Consider the following 17462-nt stretch of genomic DNA (forward strand, 5'->3'; position numbering starts at 1 on the left):
GCGGACCATACATTTTTTATTTCTGAAATTCACTAACCAGTTCAAACGCCACTTAAGCAAGTTTCTTCAGACATAAAAAAACCGCTGATTGCTCAGCGGTTTTTGTTTTCGGTTCTCAACCTGCCTTATGGCATCTCGTCGAACTCTGCACCTTCTTTTTCTACTTGAGGTGGCATCAAGTGCTCTTTCTGGATACCCAGTTTTAGCGCTAGTGCTGATGCTACATAGATAGAAGAGTAAGTACCTACAGTGATACCTAGTAGAAGTGCGGTTGCGAAGCCGTGAATCATCGCACCACCTTGCATGAACAGTGCAATAACTACGAACAATGTCGTACCAGACGTAATCAATGTACGGCTCAATGTTTGAGTGATTGACGCATCCATGATGTCCGAAGGTTCGCCCTTACGCATCTTACGGAAGTTTTCACGAATCCGGTCGAATACAACGATGGTATCGTTGAGCGAGTAACCAACTACCGTGAGTAGCGCCGCTACGATGGTTAGGTCCACTTCAATTTGCATCAGTGAGAAGACACCCAGCGTGATAATGATATCGTGTGCCAGTGCCATTACCGCACCAGCCGCTAGGCGCCATTCGAATCGCATTGATACGTAGATCAGGATACAGATCAGCGATACAAGAATCGCTAGACCACCCGCTTCCGTCAGCTCATCACCAACATTTGGACCTACAAACTCGATACGACGCATTTCTACGCTTTCACCCGTACCTTCTTTAATAGCACCAATGATTTGGTTACCTAGTGTTTCACCAGACATATCGTCACGAGGACGAAGACGAACCATTACATCACGAGCACTACCAAAGTTTTGTACTGTCGCATCGCCGAAGCCTTTTGAATCTAGTGCTGAACGAATCTCTTCAAGGTTTGCAGGTTGTTCAAAGCCCACCTCGATAAGCGTACCACCAGTAAAATCTAGGCCCCAGTTCAACCATTTGGTTGATAGCGTGAAGATAGAAGCTGCGATCATAACAATAGAGAATACGAACGCGACTTTCGACCAACGCATAAAGCCGATCGTGTTTTCTGCTTTTAGAATTTGAAACATATTAATTCCCAGCCTTAGATCGACAATTTATCAACGCGTTTGCCACCGTAAATCAGGTTCACGATACAACGTGTACCCACAATAGCGGTGAACATTGAAGTTAAGATACCGATAGATAGTGTTACCGCGAAACCTTTCACCGCGCCTGTACCTACTGCAAATAGAATGATTGCAGTGATAAGCGTTGTGATGTTCGCATCGGCGATGGTACTGAATGCGTTTGCGTAACCTTGGTGAATCGCTTGTTGTGGACTACGCCCATCTCGAAGTTCTTCACGGATACGCTCAAATATCAGTACGTTGGCATCGACTGCCATGCCGACCGTCAATACGATACCGGCAATACCCGGCAGCGTCATTGTCGCCCCCGGAATCATCGACATAACACCAATGATCAAAACCAAGTTCGCCATCAATGCAATATTGGCAATCAGACCAAAGCCACGGTAGTAAAGCAGCGTAAATAGCATTACAGCTACCATACCCCAGATACACGCTTGAATACCCATATCGATGTTTTGCTGACCCATTGATGGACCGATGGTTCGTTCTTCAACGATTGAGATAGGCGCAATTAGAGCACCAGCACGAAGTAGAAGTGCTAGGTTGTGAGCTTCAGCAGCAGAGTCGATACCGGTAATACGGAAGTTACGGCCAAGCGCAGACTGAATCGTTGCTTGGTTGATCACTTCTTCATGTTTATCCAGAATCACACGACCTTCTGGCGTACGACGACCACTATCTTTGTACTCTGCAAACACGGTTGCCATTAGCTTACCGATGTTCTTTTTAGAGAACGCAGACATCTTGTTACCACCTTCGCTGTCTAGCGAGATGTTAACCTGAGGACGACCGTATTCATCAACACTTGAACTTGCATCTGTGATGCTTTGGCCACCGAGAATTACGCGTTTCTTCAGAACAACAGGACGGCCATCGCGATCTTGCTTAATCTCGCTACCAGCTGGTGCTCGACCGTTTGCCGCAGCAGAAAGGTCAGCTTTGTCGTCGACTTCGCGGAATTCTAGTGTTGCCGTAGCACCTAGGATTTCTTTTGCTCGAGCGGTGTCTTGAACACCAGGCAATTCAACTACGATGCGGCTAGCACCTTGACGTTGAACCAATGGCTCAGCAACACCAAGTTCATTTACACGGTTACGAAGAATCGTGATGTTTTGTTCTACTGCGTAGTTACGTATTTCTTGTAAACGTTGCTCGGTAAAGGTGGCAATCAACGCGTAACGACCATTAGAATCAGAATCGACAAAATTCATGTCTGGGTGATTCTTTTCTAACGTAGCTTTCGCTTCAGCTAGTTGCTCTTCATTACGTAGCAATACTTCCACGCCTTCTTTACCAGAAGGACGGATTGCGCGGTAGCGAATCTTAGCTTCACGAAGTTCACTACGGAAAGCTTCTTCTTGTTGACCAACCAGCTTTTCCATCGCCGCGTCCATATCCACTTCCATCAAGAAGTGAACACCACCTCGTAGGTCAAGACCTAGCTTAAGTGGTGACGCACCAATTGCTTCTAGCCAATCTGGCGTAGCTGGAGCAAGGTTGAGTGCAACAATTTTATCTTTGCCAAGCGCTTCACTGATGATATCGCGGGCACTGATTTGAGTGTCAGTGTCATTGAAACGAACAAGGATTGATCCATTCTCGAGAGCAATGGATTTATGAGAGAGATGCTCTTTATCAAGAGCTTTGGTGACAGCATCCAGCGTTGACATATCTACAGAGGCACCACGTGCCCCTGTAACTTGAATAGCCGGATCTTCACCGTAGATATTTGGAAGTGCGTACAACGCAGCGGTGATGATGGCAAAAAATACCATCAAGTACTTCCATAATGGGTAACGGTTTAGCACAGCGAGGATCCTTTAGCTGTTTTATAGAGACTTCAGCGTACCTTTTGGTAGCACTGCAGTTACGAAGTCTTTCTTGATTACAACTTCATTGTTTGCGTTAAGCTCAATTGAAATGTAGTCATTGTCTTCAGCGATTTTCGTGATTTTACCCACTAGACCACCGCTTGTTAGCACTTCATCGCCTTTGCCCATGGAAGACATCAGGTTTTTGTGCTCTTTTACACGCTTAGATTGTGGACGGTAGATCATGAAGTAGAAGATCACCGCGAACATGCCTAGCATGATTAGCATTTCAAAACCGCCGCCAGCTGGAGCGCCTTCTGCTGCTGCATGAGCTTGAGAAATAAACATTAAAACATCCTCATTATATTTTATTGATAATCCAACAAGTTGGGCTTTCGTAATTTAGATTCAAGTCTAAGAGTGAGTAATAGAGATCACCTTCTCAAAAATAACGTACGTTAGCCTACTTTATTAGCAAAAGCCTCTGGCGACATGCCAAAGACTTTAATTCTTTTATGCTTTGCTTAGTGGTGGCACTTCACGGTCACGACGAGCGTAAAACTCTTGAACAAACTCATCGAAACGGTCTTCATCAATCGCCGTGCGAATGCTTTCCATCAAGCGCTGGTAGTAGCGCAAGTTATGGATAGTATTCAAACGCGCGCCTAGAATTTCATTACAACGCTCTAGGTGGTGAAGGTACGACTTGCTGTAGTTTTGACAAGTGTAACAGTCACAGTGCGGATCTAGCGGAGTTGTATCCGTTTTATGTTTCGCATTACGGATCTTGATCACACCACCAGTCACAAATAGGTGACCGTTTCGTGCATTACGCGTTGGCATTACACAGTCAAACATGTCGATACCGCGACGAACACCTTCAACCAAATCTTCCGGCTTACCTACGCCCATTAGGTAACGAGGCTTATCTTCTGGAAGCTGTGGACACGTGTGCTCAAGGATACGGTGCATGTCTTCTTTCGGTTCGCCTACTGCAAGACCACCAACTGCGTAACCATCAAAACCGATTTCAGTTAGACCTTTAACCGATACGTCACGTAGGTCTTCGTAAACACCACCTTGAACAATACCAAATAGGTTGTTCGGGTTTTCTAGCTTATCGAAGTGGTCACGTGAGCGTTGTGCCCAACGTAGTGACATTTCCATCGATTTTTTCGCTTCGTTGTGTGTCGCTGGGTATGGCGTACACTCGTCGAAGATCATGACGATGTCAGAACCTAGGTCTTTTTGGATTTCCATCGACTTTTCAGCGTCCATGAAAATCTTGTCGCCGTTTACAGGGCTGCGGAAGTGAACGCCTTTTTCGGTGATCTTACGCATTTTACCAAGGCTGAATACTTGGAAACCGCCTGAGTCAGTAAGAATAGGACCGTGCCAGTTCATGAAATCGTGCAGGTCACCGTGCATTTTCATCACTTCTTGACCAGGACGTAGCCATAGGTGGAACGTGTTACCTAGCAGAATTTCTGCACCAGTGCCTTTTACTTCTTCCGGAGTCATGCCTTTAACCGTACCGTAAGTACCTACTGGCATGAATGCTGGAGTTTGAACAGTGCCACGTTCGAAGGTCAATTGACCACGACGCGCATTGCCGTTTTTCTTTTTAAGATCGAATGATAATTTCACGATGCCTCCGAGTGTCAGAGAAACAGTCTGACTATGTATCTTGGGGTGTTCCCCACTTTAAGGAGCGGTCGCCTTCCTTGCGAGAGACAAAGCAGAAGTTCTACTCTGTTTCCTAGCGTACTGCTAGCACCCGTAAATCATTAGCTTTCTCCCCCTCTTAACCTCCCCCCTTTTAAAAGGGAAGGGCTAGGGAGGGGTTAAAACATTATGCCGTTTTCTTCTTAATAAACATTGAATCACCGTACGAGAAGAAACGGTATTGGTTATCCACAGCGTGCTTGTAAGCATTCATGGTGTTCTCGTAACCTGCGAATGCACTGACCAACATAATCAATGTTGACTCAGGCAAGTGGAAATTGGTGATCAAACAATCCACCAGCTGGTACTCGTAACCAGGGTAGATAAAGATTTCAGTATCACCAAAGAATGGTACCAATTCCGTGCCTTTCTTCAGTGCGTCTTGCGCTGCACTTTCAAGCGAACGAACTGACGTAGTACCTACGGCAACGATTCGGCCACCGCGTGCTTTAGCTGCATTAATCGCATCAACAACATCTTGCGGTACTTCAACGTATTCAGCGTGCATGTGATGATCGTTAATGTCGTCCACTTTCACTGGTTGGAACGTACCGGCACCAACATGAAGTGTTACGTAAGCAAACTCAGCGCCTTTCGCCTTGATCTTCTCAAGCAGAACATCATCAAAATGAAGGCCTGCCGTTGGTGCTGCAACCGCACCTGGCTTTTGGTTGTAAACCGTTTGGTAACGCTCTTTATCTGCGTCTTCATCTGGGCGGTCGATGTAAGGAGGAAGTGGCATGTGACCAATTTCTTCCAGAATGTCTAAAACCGTCTTATCAGACTCAAACTTCAGTTCAAAAAGAGCATCATGGCGAGCAACCATTTGCGCTGAATATTCATCGTTCTCGCCAACAATAATAGTCGAACCTGGCTTTGGTGATTTTGAACAACGAACGTGAGCCAGAATGCTCTTTTCGTCCAACATACGCTCTACCAACACTTCTAGTTTGCCGCCAGACTCTTTTCGCCCAAACATACGCGCAGGGATAACGCGAGTATTATTGAAAACCACTAGATCACCAGCTTGAACTTGGTCCAACACATCAGTAAATGTGCCATCAATAAGTTCGCCAGTATTGCCATCCATTTGCAGCAGTCGGCTAGCGGTACGCTCTGGTTGAGGGTAGCGGGCGATAAGTTCATCTGGAAGGTCGAAATGGAAATCTGATACTTGCATGTTACTTGTCTTATATATTGGTCAAATCACGTCGAAAACGACGATAAAATTGCGACGAGTTTTTCGCAGCAGACTAGTATATGTTTACATGCTGCAATAGCAAGCAAATCCCCTTAGATTGACTGTAAAACCTTTCATTAAGAGTGTAATAAAACGTGAAAGTCTCAGGATTAGCAGCAACAAAAAAGCAGCGGAGTTCGCTGCTTATCTTTTCTATCTATTGCGGCCTGATTTTATACTTTACGTCGGCGCAACCATGTAAATGAGGCTAAAACACTCAGCCACCAAATTCCTAAGCTACCACCATCGTCTTCAGAGCCTCTAAAATCACAGTTGTTGGTCGCAATACCATCGTGACACTCTTCTTCTCCCCCATTGTCATCATTGGCCTCTTTAATAAAGTTGGGTTCAATGATGTAACTGTTTGGGGGGGCGTCAGCGGTAATGTAAGACTGTACCCAATCATGATATTGGCTCACTTTGGTGTAGAAACTTGGGATAGTAAGTGAACCACATGTCGGAAGAATAAGAGGAGCACCGCTTACAATACCGATCTGCTTCCCCGTTGCGACATCGATGAGTGGACCACCACTGTCACCTTTACATGCAGAATTGCCATATTGGGTATTACTCTCTGAGTCCAGCACTTCATTCCGAGTTGGCAAAGTACATATTTTGGTTAAATTCTCACGTGAATCAATGATGCCCGGAAAGCTGCTGCCAATTTCTAAACGCTCATAACATTTGTCGATGGGTAAAAAGGTGCTAATGGTGGCTTTAAGTGTATCTGAGGATTCAGACGCATCAGGTTGAGTAGTTCCCCAACCAAATACTTGCACGTTTTCCACACGCTGATTGGTTAGATAATTGTCGTTCCAATCTGCAGCCAGACGCGCTTCAATATTCTCCATCTCAGTTTTGTTTGCTAAGTCCGCAGATCTTGCATTCGCGACCGGACGAGTGAGATACAACAATGCAATATCAGAATCTAAACCCGTTTGGATGGGTTTGACGTTGCCGCTACTGTCGATATCCGCTTTAGATATACGCGTGTAATCCGGATGCACTACCACATGTGAAACTGGATAGAAGTTATCAAGCCCTGCAGTATTTAGATCATACACATTGGCATTCACGGACAGTTCACCCGGAGGGGTCACATAATAGCTCGCTTCGTTGGTTCCCTGCCCCATCACCACACAGTGTGCCGCAGTTAATACCCATTGTTCCGTCAGCATGGTACCGCCACACAGCGGAAACTCTGCCATGTTACTTGCGCGTAAAGTCACACGATCAACCGGGTCGGTTTGCTCATCTCCTAACACAATCGCTTGAGCGGATTGCACACTGAATGCCGCCACTGCCAAAGCAATGAGCTTGTTGCATTTCGTTCGTTTCATTTAGGTTGTAATCTTCAATCTGGTAAGCCTGAGCGTATCTTCTTCCACAGGCTTATCTTGGAAAATCAAGCAAGTAAAAATGTGCGATTCAACTCATTAGATTACATTCTGACCACATACCTTATCAGTGAAAAATGCAAACTGACTCGCATTGAGTTTTTCAACGGTAAACAGCAATAATTAACAAACCAATCAGTAGTAATTTCTTTGAACTATAGTGAAGGTGAGCATTTGCTCTTTGAACATTGATTGAGGTAAGTATGAAGATGTTAACTATGGCGTTAAGTGCCGCCGTACTCGTGTTTTCTTCCGGTACACTCGCAAACTCTAACCACCAGAAGATCACCGCAATGCAACAAGCATGTGACTTAAAGCAGGTCCCTCGTTTATGTGCGGTCAACCTTCCTAATAAAAGCTATATCGGCCGATGTGTGGACGCGAAAGCTTATGGTCTTATCTGTGTGCATTTTAAGCAACGTTAAGAGTAACCAAAGTTAAGGTTTAAACGCCTTAGCTTTGGTTATTTATGATAGCGCTTACATCCTAACATCGCCCCAAATGAGTAGCTGGAATTATGGAAAACTCCAGTACATTCTCACCTCTGATTGATCTCCATCTAATCGTTTTATTTTATTAGTGAAAAACGAGGCAGCTCCCAGATATACGGAAAAATATTCTCTATATTTAAAGGAAGGACAATGCCGCTGGAGGTCTCTATGATCAAGGTTGAAGACATGATGACTCGCAACCCTCATACCTTGCTGCGTGAGCACACATTACGTGACGCAAAAAGCATGATGGAAGCGCTTGATATTCGACATATTCCGGTTGTTGATGCCAATAAACACTTACAAGGCTTGGTGACTCAACGCGATATTCTTGCTGCACAAGAATCCTGTTTACACCCAGATGAGGCTGAACAATCTTTTACCCTCGACACCCCGCTTTATGAAATGATGCACACCAACATCATGACAGCAGAACCAAGAGCTGGATTAAAGCAAAGTGCTATCTATATGCAAAAACACAAAGTAGGCTGTTTGCCTGTGGTAACTAAAGGTCACTTAGTCGGAATTATCACCGACACAGACTTTGTTTCCATCGCAATCAACCTACTAGAGCTTCAGGAAGAAGTTGAACCTGAAGAGCTAGAAACAGAATAGTTTGAGCAGAGCTTATTGCACTCATAACAAATAAAAAGCAAAAAAAGAGCGGCTAATTCGCCGCTCAGGATGTCATTACTAACGTAGTAATTATAGACTCTATGCTTGTTAGAATTGGTCTTCTTCGGTAGACCCTGTCAGTGCTGTCACTGAAGATTGCCCGCCTTGGATAGTATTGGTCATTCTGTCAAAGTATCCCGTACCTACCTCTTGCTGGTGCGCTACGAACGTATAGCCCTTTTCTGCCGCTTCAAACTCAGGACGCTGAACTTTCTCAACGTAATGACGCATGCCTTCGCCTTGTGCGTAAGCGTGTGCCAGTTCGAACATGTTGAACCACATGTTGTGAATACCTGCTAGCGTGATGAACTGGTACTTGTAGCCCATATTCGCCAGTTCTTGTTGGAACTTAGCAATGGTTTCTGCATCTAGGTTTTTCTCCCAGTTGAATGAAGGCGAACAGTTGTATGCCAATAGTTGGTCTGGGTACTCGGCATGAATCGCTTCTGCAAACTTACGAGCTTCTTCTAAACATGGCGTTGCCGTCTCACACCAGATTAGATCCGCATATGGTGCGTAAGCTAGGCCACGAGAGATAGCTTGGTCGATACCCGCACGAACACGGTAGAAACCTTCTGGAGTGCGCTCTCCTTGAATAAAGTCTTTATCATATGGGTCGCAATCAGACGTTAGCAAGTCGGCTGCGTTTGCATCGGTACGCGCAATAACCAGTGTTGTTGTGCCAGCAACATCCGCGGCTAGGCGAGCTGCTACCAGTTTTTGCACCGCTTCTTGAGTTGGAACCAATACTTTACCGCCCATGTGACCACATTTTTTCACTGATGCTAATTGGTCTTCAAAGTGAACACCTGCCGCACCTGCGTCGATCATCGATTTCATTAGCTCGTAAGCGTTAAGTACACCACCAAAGCCTGCTTCTGCATCCGCGACGATTGGTAGGAAGTAATCAATGCCGCCTTCATCTTCTGGCGATTTACCTGCAGTCCATTGAATTTGGTCTGCACGACGGAACGAATTATTGATGCGTTTAACGACCGAAGGAACAGAATCTACTGGATACAGAGATTGGTCTGGGTACATCGTAGACGCAGTATTATTATCTGCCGCTACCTGCCAGCCAGATAGGTAAATCGCTTCGATACCTGCTTTCGCTTGCTGTACGGCTTGACCACCCGTTAGTGCACCAAGGCAGTTAACATAGCCTTTCTTTGAGCTACCGTTGACCAGTGACCAAAGTTTGTCAGCACCACGTTGTGCAATCGTGTTCGCAGGTACCATAGAACCACGCAGTGTTACTACTTCTTCCGCAGTGTAGGTGCGTTTTACGTTTTTCCAGCGTGGGTTGGTTGCCCAATCTTTTTCCAGAGCTTCAATTTGTTGGCGGCGAGTTAAGTTAGTCATTGGTCTATCCCTCTTATAATGTGCACTTGTGCATGTGCGTTGAGTTTTCCGTTCTCAGGCAGTACATCCTTATCTGCCTCGAATCTTTCACGTAGTCGTTAAACAAACACGTATTAGTTAAATAAACATGTATTAGTTAGATAAATTGAGTGTTTAAAATCTTTGGGTTAATCCAAGTAGTCATAACCTGGAATGGTTAAAAAGTTGGTCAGTTCATCGCTTGTGGTGAGCTTAGCCATCAAATCTGCCGCTTCTTCAAATCGACCAGCTTGGTAGCGCTGCTCGCCAATTTCTTGTTTCACGACTTCAATCTCTTCTTTCAGGTAGAGTTCGAACAGCTCTTTAGTGACCTTCAATCCGTTGTCGAGCGACTTACCGTGTTGAATCCATTGCCAGATAGAAGCACGGGAGATTTCAGCCGTTGCTGCGTCTTCCATCAGTCCGTAAATCGGCACACAACCGTTGCCAGAGATCCAAGCTTCGATGTATTGCAGCGCAACGCGGATGTTATGGCGCATGCCCTCTTCTGAACGTTCACCTTCGCACGGTTCAAGCAGCTCTGCGGCGGTTATTGGTGCGTCTTCTGAGCGGTTCACATCCAATTGGTTGGTGCGCTGCCCCAGCGTGGCACTGAACACTTCCATTGCGGTGTCTGCCAACCCCGGGTGAGCAACCCAAGTTCCGTCGTGACCGTTGTTAGCTTCTAGCGATTTATCGTTGTGGATCTTATCCAGTACTTTTTGGTTTTCTTGTGGGTCTTTAGCCGGAATAAAGGCTGCCATGCCGCCCATCGCAAATGCGCCACGTTTATGACAAGTACGCACCAACAATCTTGAGTAAGCGTTGAGGAATGGCTTATCCATGGTCACCACTTGGCGATCTGGTAGTACGCGATCTGGGTGGTTTTTCAGTGTCTTAATGTAGCTAAAGATGTAATCCCAGCGACCACAATTCAAACCGACGATGTGTTCTTTCAGTGAGAACAGAATCTCATCCATTTCGAATACGGCTGGTAAGGTTTCAGTCAGCACAGTCGCTTTGATAGTGCCAGTATCCAAACCGAAATACTCTTCGGTGAAATGGAACACTTCGCTCCACCACTTCGCTTCATGATGCGATTGCAGTTTCGGAATGTAGAAGTAAGGACCGCTTCCCTTTTTCAGTAGCGCTTTATAGTTGTTGTAGAAGTACAGAGCGAAATCGAATAGCGCACCTGGAATGATCTGACCGTGCCACGTTACGTGTTTTTCTTTTAGATGCAGTCCGCGAACACGGCAGATCAACACCGCTGGGTCTTCTGCCAGCTGATAGTGCTTGCCATTGTCAGGATTGGTGTAACTGATGGTGCCATTAACAGCATCGCGCAAGTTAATTTGACCATCCAGAACTTTACTCCACGCCGGAGACATCGAATCTTCGAAGTCTGCCATGAACACTTTTACATTCGCATTCAGTGCGTTAATCACCATCTTGCGATCAGTCGGTCCTGTAATCTCCACTCGGCGATCTTGCAGATCTTGCGGGATTCCAAGGATCTTCCAGCTTCCTTCACGAATGTCTTGTGTCTCTGGTAGAAAGTCTGGCAGCTCACCAGCGTCGATGCGTGCTTGCTTCTCTTCTCGTGCTTCCAGCAACTGTTCAACACGTCCGGCAAATTTTTCACACAGTAGAGATAAAAAGGTTTGGGCTTCAACAGGGAAAATTGCTTGATGTTCAGGAGCAACGACTCCATTCACCTCAAGCATGCCTTGGGTTTGCTTTAGTTGTTGTGTTTTTTGTTCTGTCTGAGCAAGCATAATCATTCATCCTTAACGTGCTTTATCCATCTTGGGCAGTCAGCCTAAAGCTACATTTGTAAGTTATGAACAACAAATTACATCCTTCGATTTGGTGTTCACTTCGCTTCGTTGTGTCTATACCTTGCGCAACCTAAGTTACTTTTTCAATCTAGACATAAGTCTTACAAGCCTTTAATTAAGCTAACCCAACAAAGGTTTAAGCGAAACCCCTCAAGTAAACAAAACGTTAAATTCAAAGTTTTATTCGGTATCAAACAAGTGTTTGATTTTTGAGTCCAATTTGTAAGCTATTACGTAATTAAATTACATTAATTTTACAGGTTATTTTTGAATTCAAACAAGCGTATGAATAGTGAGGCACGAGAAAAATCCTTGTATTCACAAGGGCTAGGAAGAGGAAATTAAACACGACTTAAACGCGTTACACAGGCAGTTGTGTAAAATTAACATTGTGAAATTTCACTATTTTATGAAAGCTTCATGAAAGTTCATCTGTAAAATTTTACAAGTCAAAGTTCACGCACAGAATAAAATGCTAAAAAGCGCACTATTTCTAGTGCGCTTTTTGATATTAGATCGGGAGTAGCAGGCTAATACTAATCGCTAAAGCAGTTCAGAAACGACTTCTGCCAATTGATTGAAAGTGTTTGATCGTGACGAGCTTGGACGCCAAACCAAACCAATATCGCGATACGCTTGCTGACCTGGAGGGTCGATCACCACTAAGTTCTGGTTGTGTAGCAAACCATGATCAATCGCCATTTGCGGGATAAACGTGGTGCCCAGACCATTCGCCACCATTTGCACCAATGTATGAAGACTGGTTGCGGTGAATGGGTTGATCTTCTCTTTGTCCGTTAGCTTACATGCTGAAACCGCGTGCTCTGTAAGACAGTGCTCTTTCTCTAATAAGAAGACGGATTCATCTGGCAAGTCTGCATAACGGATCGGTACAGGAACAGAATCCGCTTGATTGGCGCTGATCACCATGCGAAATGGATCTTGACCGACTACACGACTTTCCATTCCTTCTATCTCTACAGGCAGAGCCAGAATCAATACGTCCAACTCACCGTGGCGAAGCGCTTGCAGCAAGTTAGTCGTGGTGTCTTCTCTTAATAGAAGATTTAATTGCGGGAAGCGGTAGTTCACCTCTTGAACAAGATCGCACAATAAGAAAGGTGCTATGGTCGGAATACAACCGACTTTAAGCTGCCCTTCCATATCATCGCCTTGGCATAAGCGACCCAGTTCAACAAGATCTTGCCCTTTGGCGAGCAATTCTCGACCTTGCTGCACCACCATTTCACCAGCTTGAGTGAAGACTAATGGGCTTTTTTTATCTTTCTTTTCGTAAAGTGGACAACCAATCAACTCTTCAAGGTTTTGGATGCCTTTACTTAAGGTGGATTGACTGACAAAACAACGCTCAGCAGCATCACTAAAATGTCGAGTTTCGTGCAGAGTGACCAAATAGTGTAACTGCTTCAAGCTAGGCCATTTATTCATAATTCTATTTGTATCTATTGCTGTTCCAGTGATCGAGATAATAGTTTTGGTGTTATCGCTTTTTTCGATGAACTCAATCTATTTATTTCGCTTTTTTCAATACTACAATCTGTACTATAGTTTGTCTCGCACAAACACGGACCAAACCTAAATAACTGAATGTAGGTTTGGAGCAAACAAAATTTTTAGGAGCAAAAAAATGGTACTAGTAGGTCGTCAAGCCCCTGACTTTACTGCAGCAGCTGTTCTAGGTAACGGTGAAATCGTTGAAAACTTCAACTTTGCAGAATTCACTAAAGGTAAGAAAGCAGTAGTATTCTTCTACCCACTAGATTTCACGTTCGTTTGCCCATCTGAACTAATCGCATTCGACAACCGTCTAGCTGATTTCCAAGCTAAAGGTGTTGAAGTAATCGGTGTTTCTATCGATTCTCAGTTCTCTCATAACGCATGGCGTAACACTGCTATCGAAGATGGCGGTATCGGTCAAGTTAAATACCCTCTAGTTGCTGACGTTAAGCACGAAATCTGTAAAGCGTACGATGTAGAGCACCCAGAAGCAGGCGTTGCTTTCCGTGGTTCTTTCCTAATCGACGAAGACGGTCTTGTACGTCACCAAGTAGTTAACGATCTACCTCTAGGTCGTAACATCGACGAAATGCTACGCATGGTTGATGCTCTTAACTTCCACCAGAAGCACGGCGAAGTATGTCCTGCACAATGGGAAGAAGGTAAAGCAGGTATGGACGCATCTCCAAAAGGTGTTGCAGCGTTCCTATCTGAGCACGCAGACGACCTAAGCAAGTAATAGACACTGCCGCCCAAGCTCAATGGGCGTGTTGGTTGGATGTATATATAAAGCAAAAGCTATAGCGGGAAAACCGCAAACGCCAATCAGTCTAAGTAAAGTCATAAAAAAGCCCAGAGTTCGCTCTGGGCTTTCTTTTTATCTGCGCTTTGGAAAAGCAAAAGAGGCAAGCATCACGCAAAAAGTTTACCTCTATTTCCCTCGGTCTCAGTACAGATTATCCCTTTTCGTCCTGCTAGTATTTGCTGTAATTACAATAATTCAGGACAACCTCGTGAACACTCAACTTGAAGTCTGTATTGATAACATTGAATCTCTCCACAACGCGATTGCTGGTGGTGCAACCCGCATCGAGCTCTGCTCTTCACTTGCTTTGGGTGGCTTAACCCCAAGCTATGGCTTTATGCAGCAAGCCGCTAAATGCTCTACTATTCCGGTTTACGCGATGATTCGCCCTCGCCAAGGCGACTTCTTCTACAGTGAGGAAGAAATCGAAATGATGTGTTGGGATATTGAAGCCGCTAAACAAGCAGGCTTGAATGGTGTCGTGCTCGGCGTGCTCACTCAAGACGGCGACATTCATATGCCGTACGCAACGGCACTGTGTGAATTTGCTCAAGCGCTTGGCTTAGGCGTGACTTTCCACCGTGCCTTTGACCAGTGTCGCGATGCTGAAAAAGCGTTAGAAGAAGTGATCAGCTTAGGCTGTGAACGCATTTTGACTTCGGGACTTGCGCCTTCAGCACCACAAGGGATCGATGTGCTCAGAGCTTTGGTTGAGCAAGCGCAGGGACGCATTGCGATCATGGCGGGCGCCGGTGTGAATGCAGACAATGTAGGCCAGATCGTGGAGCAAGCCAAAGTCACCGAAGTGCATTTATCTGGCAAGACAACTCGCCCTAGTCACATGACCTTTATGGCCGAGCAAAGCAAAATGGGCGCTGCCGATGTGAATGACTTTTCGATTCCAGTCACTAACACTGAAGCTATCGCGAACATGGTAACAGCTCTCAATTAAGCGCTTTCAAATCCCGTCTTTGGTTATTGAGTGCTAACATATTGATAAATAAGGACGGGAGGAAACATGACGAAACTGAAGAAAAAGGAATACGAAGAAGCACTAGAACATCTGCAAATTGAATTAGTTAAGCTCCAAGAGTGGGTCAAACACAAAGGGCTTAAAGTCGTGGTACTGTTTGAAGGGCGCGACGCCGCTGGCAAAGGTGGCACCATCAAACGCATCACTGAAAAACTCAACCCTCGAGTCTGCCGTATCGCAGCCCTTCCCGCCCCAACAGAAAAAGAAAAAACACAATGGTACTTCCAGCGCTATGTGGCACACCTGCCTGCTGCCGGAGAAATCGTGTTGTTTGACCGCAGTTGGTACAACCGTGCCGGTGTAGAGAAAGTCATGGGCTTTTGTACTCCCGACCAATATGAGGAATTCCTTCGTTCCTGCCCTGAATTCGAGCGCATGTTGCAACGCTCTGGCATCATCTTAATTAAGTACTGGTTTTCAGTCTCCGATGAAGAGCAAGAAAAGCGTTTCTTAGAACGTATCAATACCCCTATCAAACGTTGGAAGTTCAGCCCGATGGATTTGGAATCACGTAACCGCTGGGCAGAATATTCAGAAGCAAAAGATAAGATGTTTGCCTACACAGACACGAAAAACTGTCCTTGGTGGGTGGTCCCTTCTGATGATAAAAAGAAAGCTCGGCTGAACTGTATCAGTCATTTACTCAGCCAAGTCGAGTACGAAGAACTTGAGCATCCCGTTATCGAATTACCAGAGCTGAGTAAAGAAGGTTATGTTCGTGCCCCTATCGACGATCAAACCTTTGTCCCTGATAAATACTAGAGAGACACCATGGCGAAAGACTTGTTTCATACCCTTGATCTGAACTTACTCAAAACCTTTATGATTTTGATGCAAGAGCGAAACATGCGTAAAGCGTCACAACGTCTATTGGTCTCGCAGCCAGCAATCAGCCAAGCATTACAAAAACTGCGTCATCACTTTGATGACGAACTGTTTGTGAAAGTAAAAACAGGTCTTGAACCGACACCTTTCGCCGAATCTCTCGCCAACGATATTACGCCGCACCTCGATGGTTTAGCTGCCGCAGTTAATCGCTCCCATCAGTTTGATCCTATCGAAGTGGACAACAAAATACGTATTGCGCTTGCGCCAATTACAATGACTTGCTTGCCCGGTTTCCTCTTCGAACAAATTAGAATATTAGCTCCTAACGCCCAACTTGAACTGGTCGGTTGGTCAAACAGTACTGTGGATGAGATCTTAAAGGGTGAAACCCTGATGGGCGTAAACTACGAATTACTTCTAACCAACAAAGAGATCTACACGCCGAAGCTACTGGATTTGAAAGGGCGTATTTTTGTCCGCGAAGATCACCCAATCACCAAACCTCATGTTGAACCACATGATCTTGGCGGTTACCCAATTGCTTCTTTAATTTCTCCAGGGTGGAACGACAAATTTAGCTATGCATCTGAACTTCTAACCGAAATGGGCGTTGAACACAGCATTGGATTTCGCTCAGAAATGGTCTCTGCAATACTTGATGTCGTCAAACACACCGACATGTATTTACCTCACTCCAATTTACTTCCGGTTGAGCAATTTCCGGGATTAAGAGCCGTTGACGTCACGATTGATGGTCAACCACAAATGAAGTCTGTACATTGCCACATGCACGTCCGAAACCGGAATAACCCTTTAGTAAAATGGTTAACAGAGCTTATTCAACAAGGCCTAAAGTTACAGGCTGATAAGATTTGATTATCACCGAGATAATGATAGCCATTTAGTCATAAATCATACTTCTCAATAAGATAGCCCTGCTTTAAGGGAAATAACAAAAAGCGATTGCTTACAGTAAGGATGCTGTCCCTCGTTTACTTATTGAGAGTTCAGACATGTCTAAAAAAATTGTAAAGCTTACCGCTGCTTACACCCTTCTTGCATCTTTCAGCTCAATTGCAGCTGTTATCCCAGATCGCCCAAGTCCACAAGTGCCAATTAATCCAATAGAAGAGCTACCCATTGCTCCACCGATTGAGGCTGCACCAGAGCATCCAACACTTCCTGAGCCAGACAATGGTATTCCAGGTGTACCTGAGCGACCAAAACCACAACTTCCAACTAATCCAATTGAAGAGCAGCCTGTTCACCCAATTGAAGACTCTAACCCACCCAATCGACCTCAACCAGGTTCTCCAGAGCAACCTATTGAACGCGATACCACCGATGAACGATTGACTCACTTGGAAGGGCTCGCGGCAGAATATGATTACCGCTTAAACCAGCAAGCAGAACAAATGGACGGAATCCGAGCAAGCTTACACGCTGTCACTAATGCTCGACCTTACGCGACAAGTGGTGAACTGGCTATCGGTGCAGGTGTTGGCTTCTCAGGTAGCAAAGAAGCGGTCGCGGTTGGCGGTGCTTACGGTCTAACAGACCAAGTTAACCTGAACTCGGGATA

At 45.2% G+C, this 17462-nt stretch carries 16 protein-coding genes; 7 read left to right on the forward strand and 9 right to left on the reverse strand.

Annotated elements, in window-relative coordinates; translation table 11 throughout:
• Positions 1-125: 125 nt before the first annotated feature.
• The 6 genes from secF to BCT11_RS00635 all read right to left on the reverse strand — a co-directional run bounded on the left by secF (position 126) and on the right by BCT11_RS00635 (position 7252).
• Positions 126-1073 (reverse strand): protein translocase subunit SecF, encoded by a 948-nt coding sequence (gene secF / locus BCT11_RS00610; protein WP_038869569.1) that lies wholly within the window; start codon positions 1071-1073, stop codon positions 126-128.
• Positions 1074-1087: 14 nt separating this feature from the next.
• Positions 1088-2944: a protein translocase subunit SecD gene (gene secD / locus BCT11_RS00615; RefSeq protein ID WP_080869712.1), complete on the reverse strand. Its 1857-nt coding sequence runs from the start codon at positions 2942-2944 to the stop codon at positions 1088-1090.
• A 21-nt stretch (positions 2945-2965) separates the two neighbouring features.
• Entirely contained in the window at positions 2966-3295 is a 330-nt protein-coding gene (gene yajC / locus BCT11_RS00620) for a preprotein translocase subunit YajC (RefSeq protein WP_010446143.1), read from the reverse strand.
• Between the two features lie 165 nt (positions 3296-3460).
• Positions 3461-4594 carry a tRNA guanosine(34) transglycosylase Tgt gene (gene tgt / locus BCT11_RS00625; RefSeq protein WP_039977015.1) on the reverse strand — a complete coding sequence of 378 codons (1134 nt, stop codon included), beginning with the start codon at positions 4592-4594 and terminating at the stop codon, positions 3461-3463.
• A 205-nt stretch (positions 4595-4799) separates the two neighbouring features.
• On the reverse strand, positions 4800-5852 hold the full coding sequence (queA, locus tag BCT11_RS00630) for a tRNA preQ1(34) S-adenosylmethionine ribosyltransferase-isomerase QueA (protein ID WP_038869562.1): 1053 nt from the start codon (positions 5850-5852) through the stop codon (positions 4800-4802).
• A 233-nt stretch (positions 5853-6085) separates the two neighbouring features.
• A complete protein-coding gene (locus tag BCT11_RS00635; protein ID WP_102386848.1) occupies positions 6086-7252 on the reverse strand; it encodes a trypsin-like serine protease in 1167 nt (388 codons plus the stop codon).
• Between the two features lie 260 nt (positions 7253-7512).
• Here BCT11_RS00635 and BCT11_RS00640 point away from each other — a divergent pair, with 260 nt between their 5' ends.
• Together BCT11_RS00640 and BCT11_RS00645 are read left to right on the forward strand one after the other, a co-directional pair.
• Positions 7513-7734 (forward strand): hypothetical protein, encoded by a 222-nt coding sequence (locus BCT11_RS00640; RefSeq protein ID WP_038869560.1) that lies wholly within the window; start codon positions 7513-7515, stop codon positions 7732-7734.
• A 234-nt stretch (positions 7735-7968) separates the two neighbouring features.
• Entirely contained in the window at positions 7969-8415 is a 447-nt protein-coding gene (locus tag BCT11_RS00645; RefSeq protein ID WP_095760575.1) for a CBS domain-containing protein, read from the forward strand.
• A gap of 108 nt (positions 8416-8523) precedes the next feature.
• Here BCT11_RS00645 and aceA read toward each other — a convergent pair whose 3' ends face one another.
• The 3 genes from aceA to BCT11_RS00660 all read right to left on the reverse strand — a co-directional run bounded on the left by aceA (position 8524) and on the right by BCT11_RS00660 (position 13145).
• The gene (gene aceA, locus BCT11_RS00650) at positions 8524-9837 is read right to left on the reverse strand and encodes an isocitrate lyase (protein WP_038878398.1); all 1314 of its coding nucleotides are present in this window, start codon (positions 9835-9837) and stop codon (positions 8524-8526) included.
• Positions 9838-10004: 167 nt separating this feature from the next.
• A complete protein-coding gene (aceB, locus tag BCT11_RS00655; protein ID WP_198593891.1) occupies positions 10005-11633 on the reverse strand; it encodes a malate synthase A in 1629 nt (542 codons plus the stop codon).
• Positions 11634-12239: 606 nt separating this feature from the next.
• Positions 12240-13145, reverse strand: a complete 906-nt coding sequence (locus BCT11_RS00660) for a hydrogen peroxide-inducible genes activator (RefSeq protein WP_005424789.1) — start codon at positions 13143-13145, stop codon at positions 12240-12242.
• A 199-nt stretch (positions 13146-13344) separates the two neighbouring features.
• On the opposite strand from BCT11_RS00660, the gene BCT11_RS00665 reads away from it, so the two are divergent.
• From BCT11_RS00665 to BCT11_RS00685, 5 genes are all read left to right on the forward strand, one after another.
• Entirely contained in the window at positions 13345-13953 is a 609-nt protein-coding gene (locus tag BCT11_RS00665) for a peroxiredoxin C (RefSeq protein ID WP_005424820.1), read from the forward strand.
• 274 nt (positions 13954-14227) lie between these two features.
• The gene (locus tag BCT11_RS00670) at positions 14228-14971 is read left to right on the forward strand and encodes a copper homeostasis protein CutC (RefSeq protein ID WP_042606302.1); all 744 of its coding nucleotides are present in this window, start codon (positions 14228-14230) and stop codon (positions 14969-14971) included.
• Between the two features lie 66 nt (positions 14972-15037).
• Entirely contained in the window at positions 15038-15814 is a 777-nt protein-coding gene (gene ppk2, locus BCT11_RS00675) for a polyphosphate kinase 2 (protein WP_042606303.1), read from the forward strand.
• Positions 15815-15823: 9 nt separating this feature from the next.
• The gene (locus tag BCT11_RS00680) at positions 15824-16756 is read left to right on the forward strand and encodes a LysR family transcriptional regulator (RefSeq protein WP_042606304.1); all 933 of its coding nucleotides are present in this window, start codon (positions 15824-15826) and stop codon (positions 16754-16756) included.
• 137 nt (positions 16757-16893) lie between these two features.
• Positions 16894-17462 (forward strand): hypothetical protein (locus BCT11_RS00685; RefSeq protein ID WP_102386850.1); only part of this gene is annotated, 569 nt, incomplete at its 3' end.

This window comes from Vibrio sp. 10N.222.52.B12 (assembly GCF_002875385.1).
In the GTDB taxonomy this organism is placed as follows: Bacteria; Pseudomonadota; Gammaproteobacteria; order Enterobacterales; family Vibrionaceae; genus Vibrio; species Vibrio jasicida.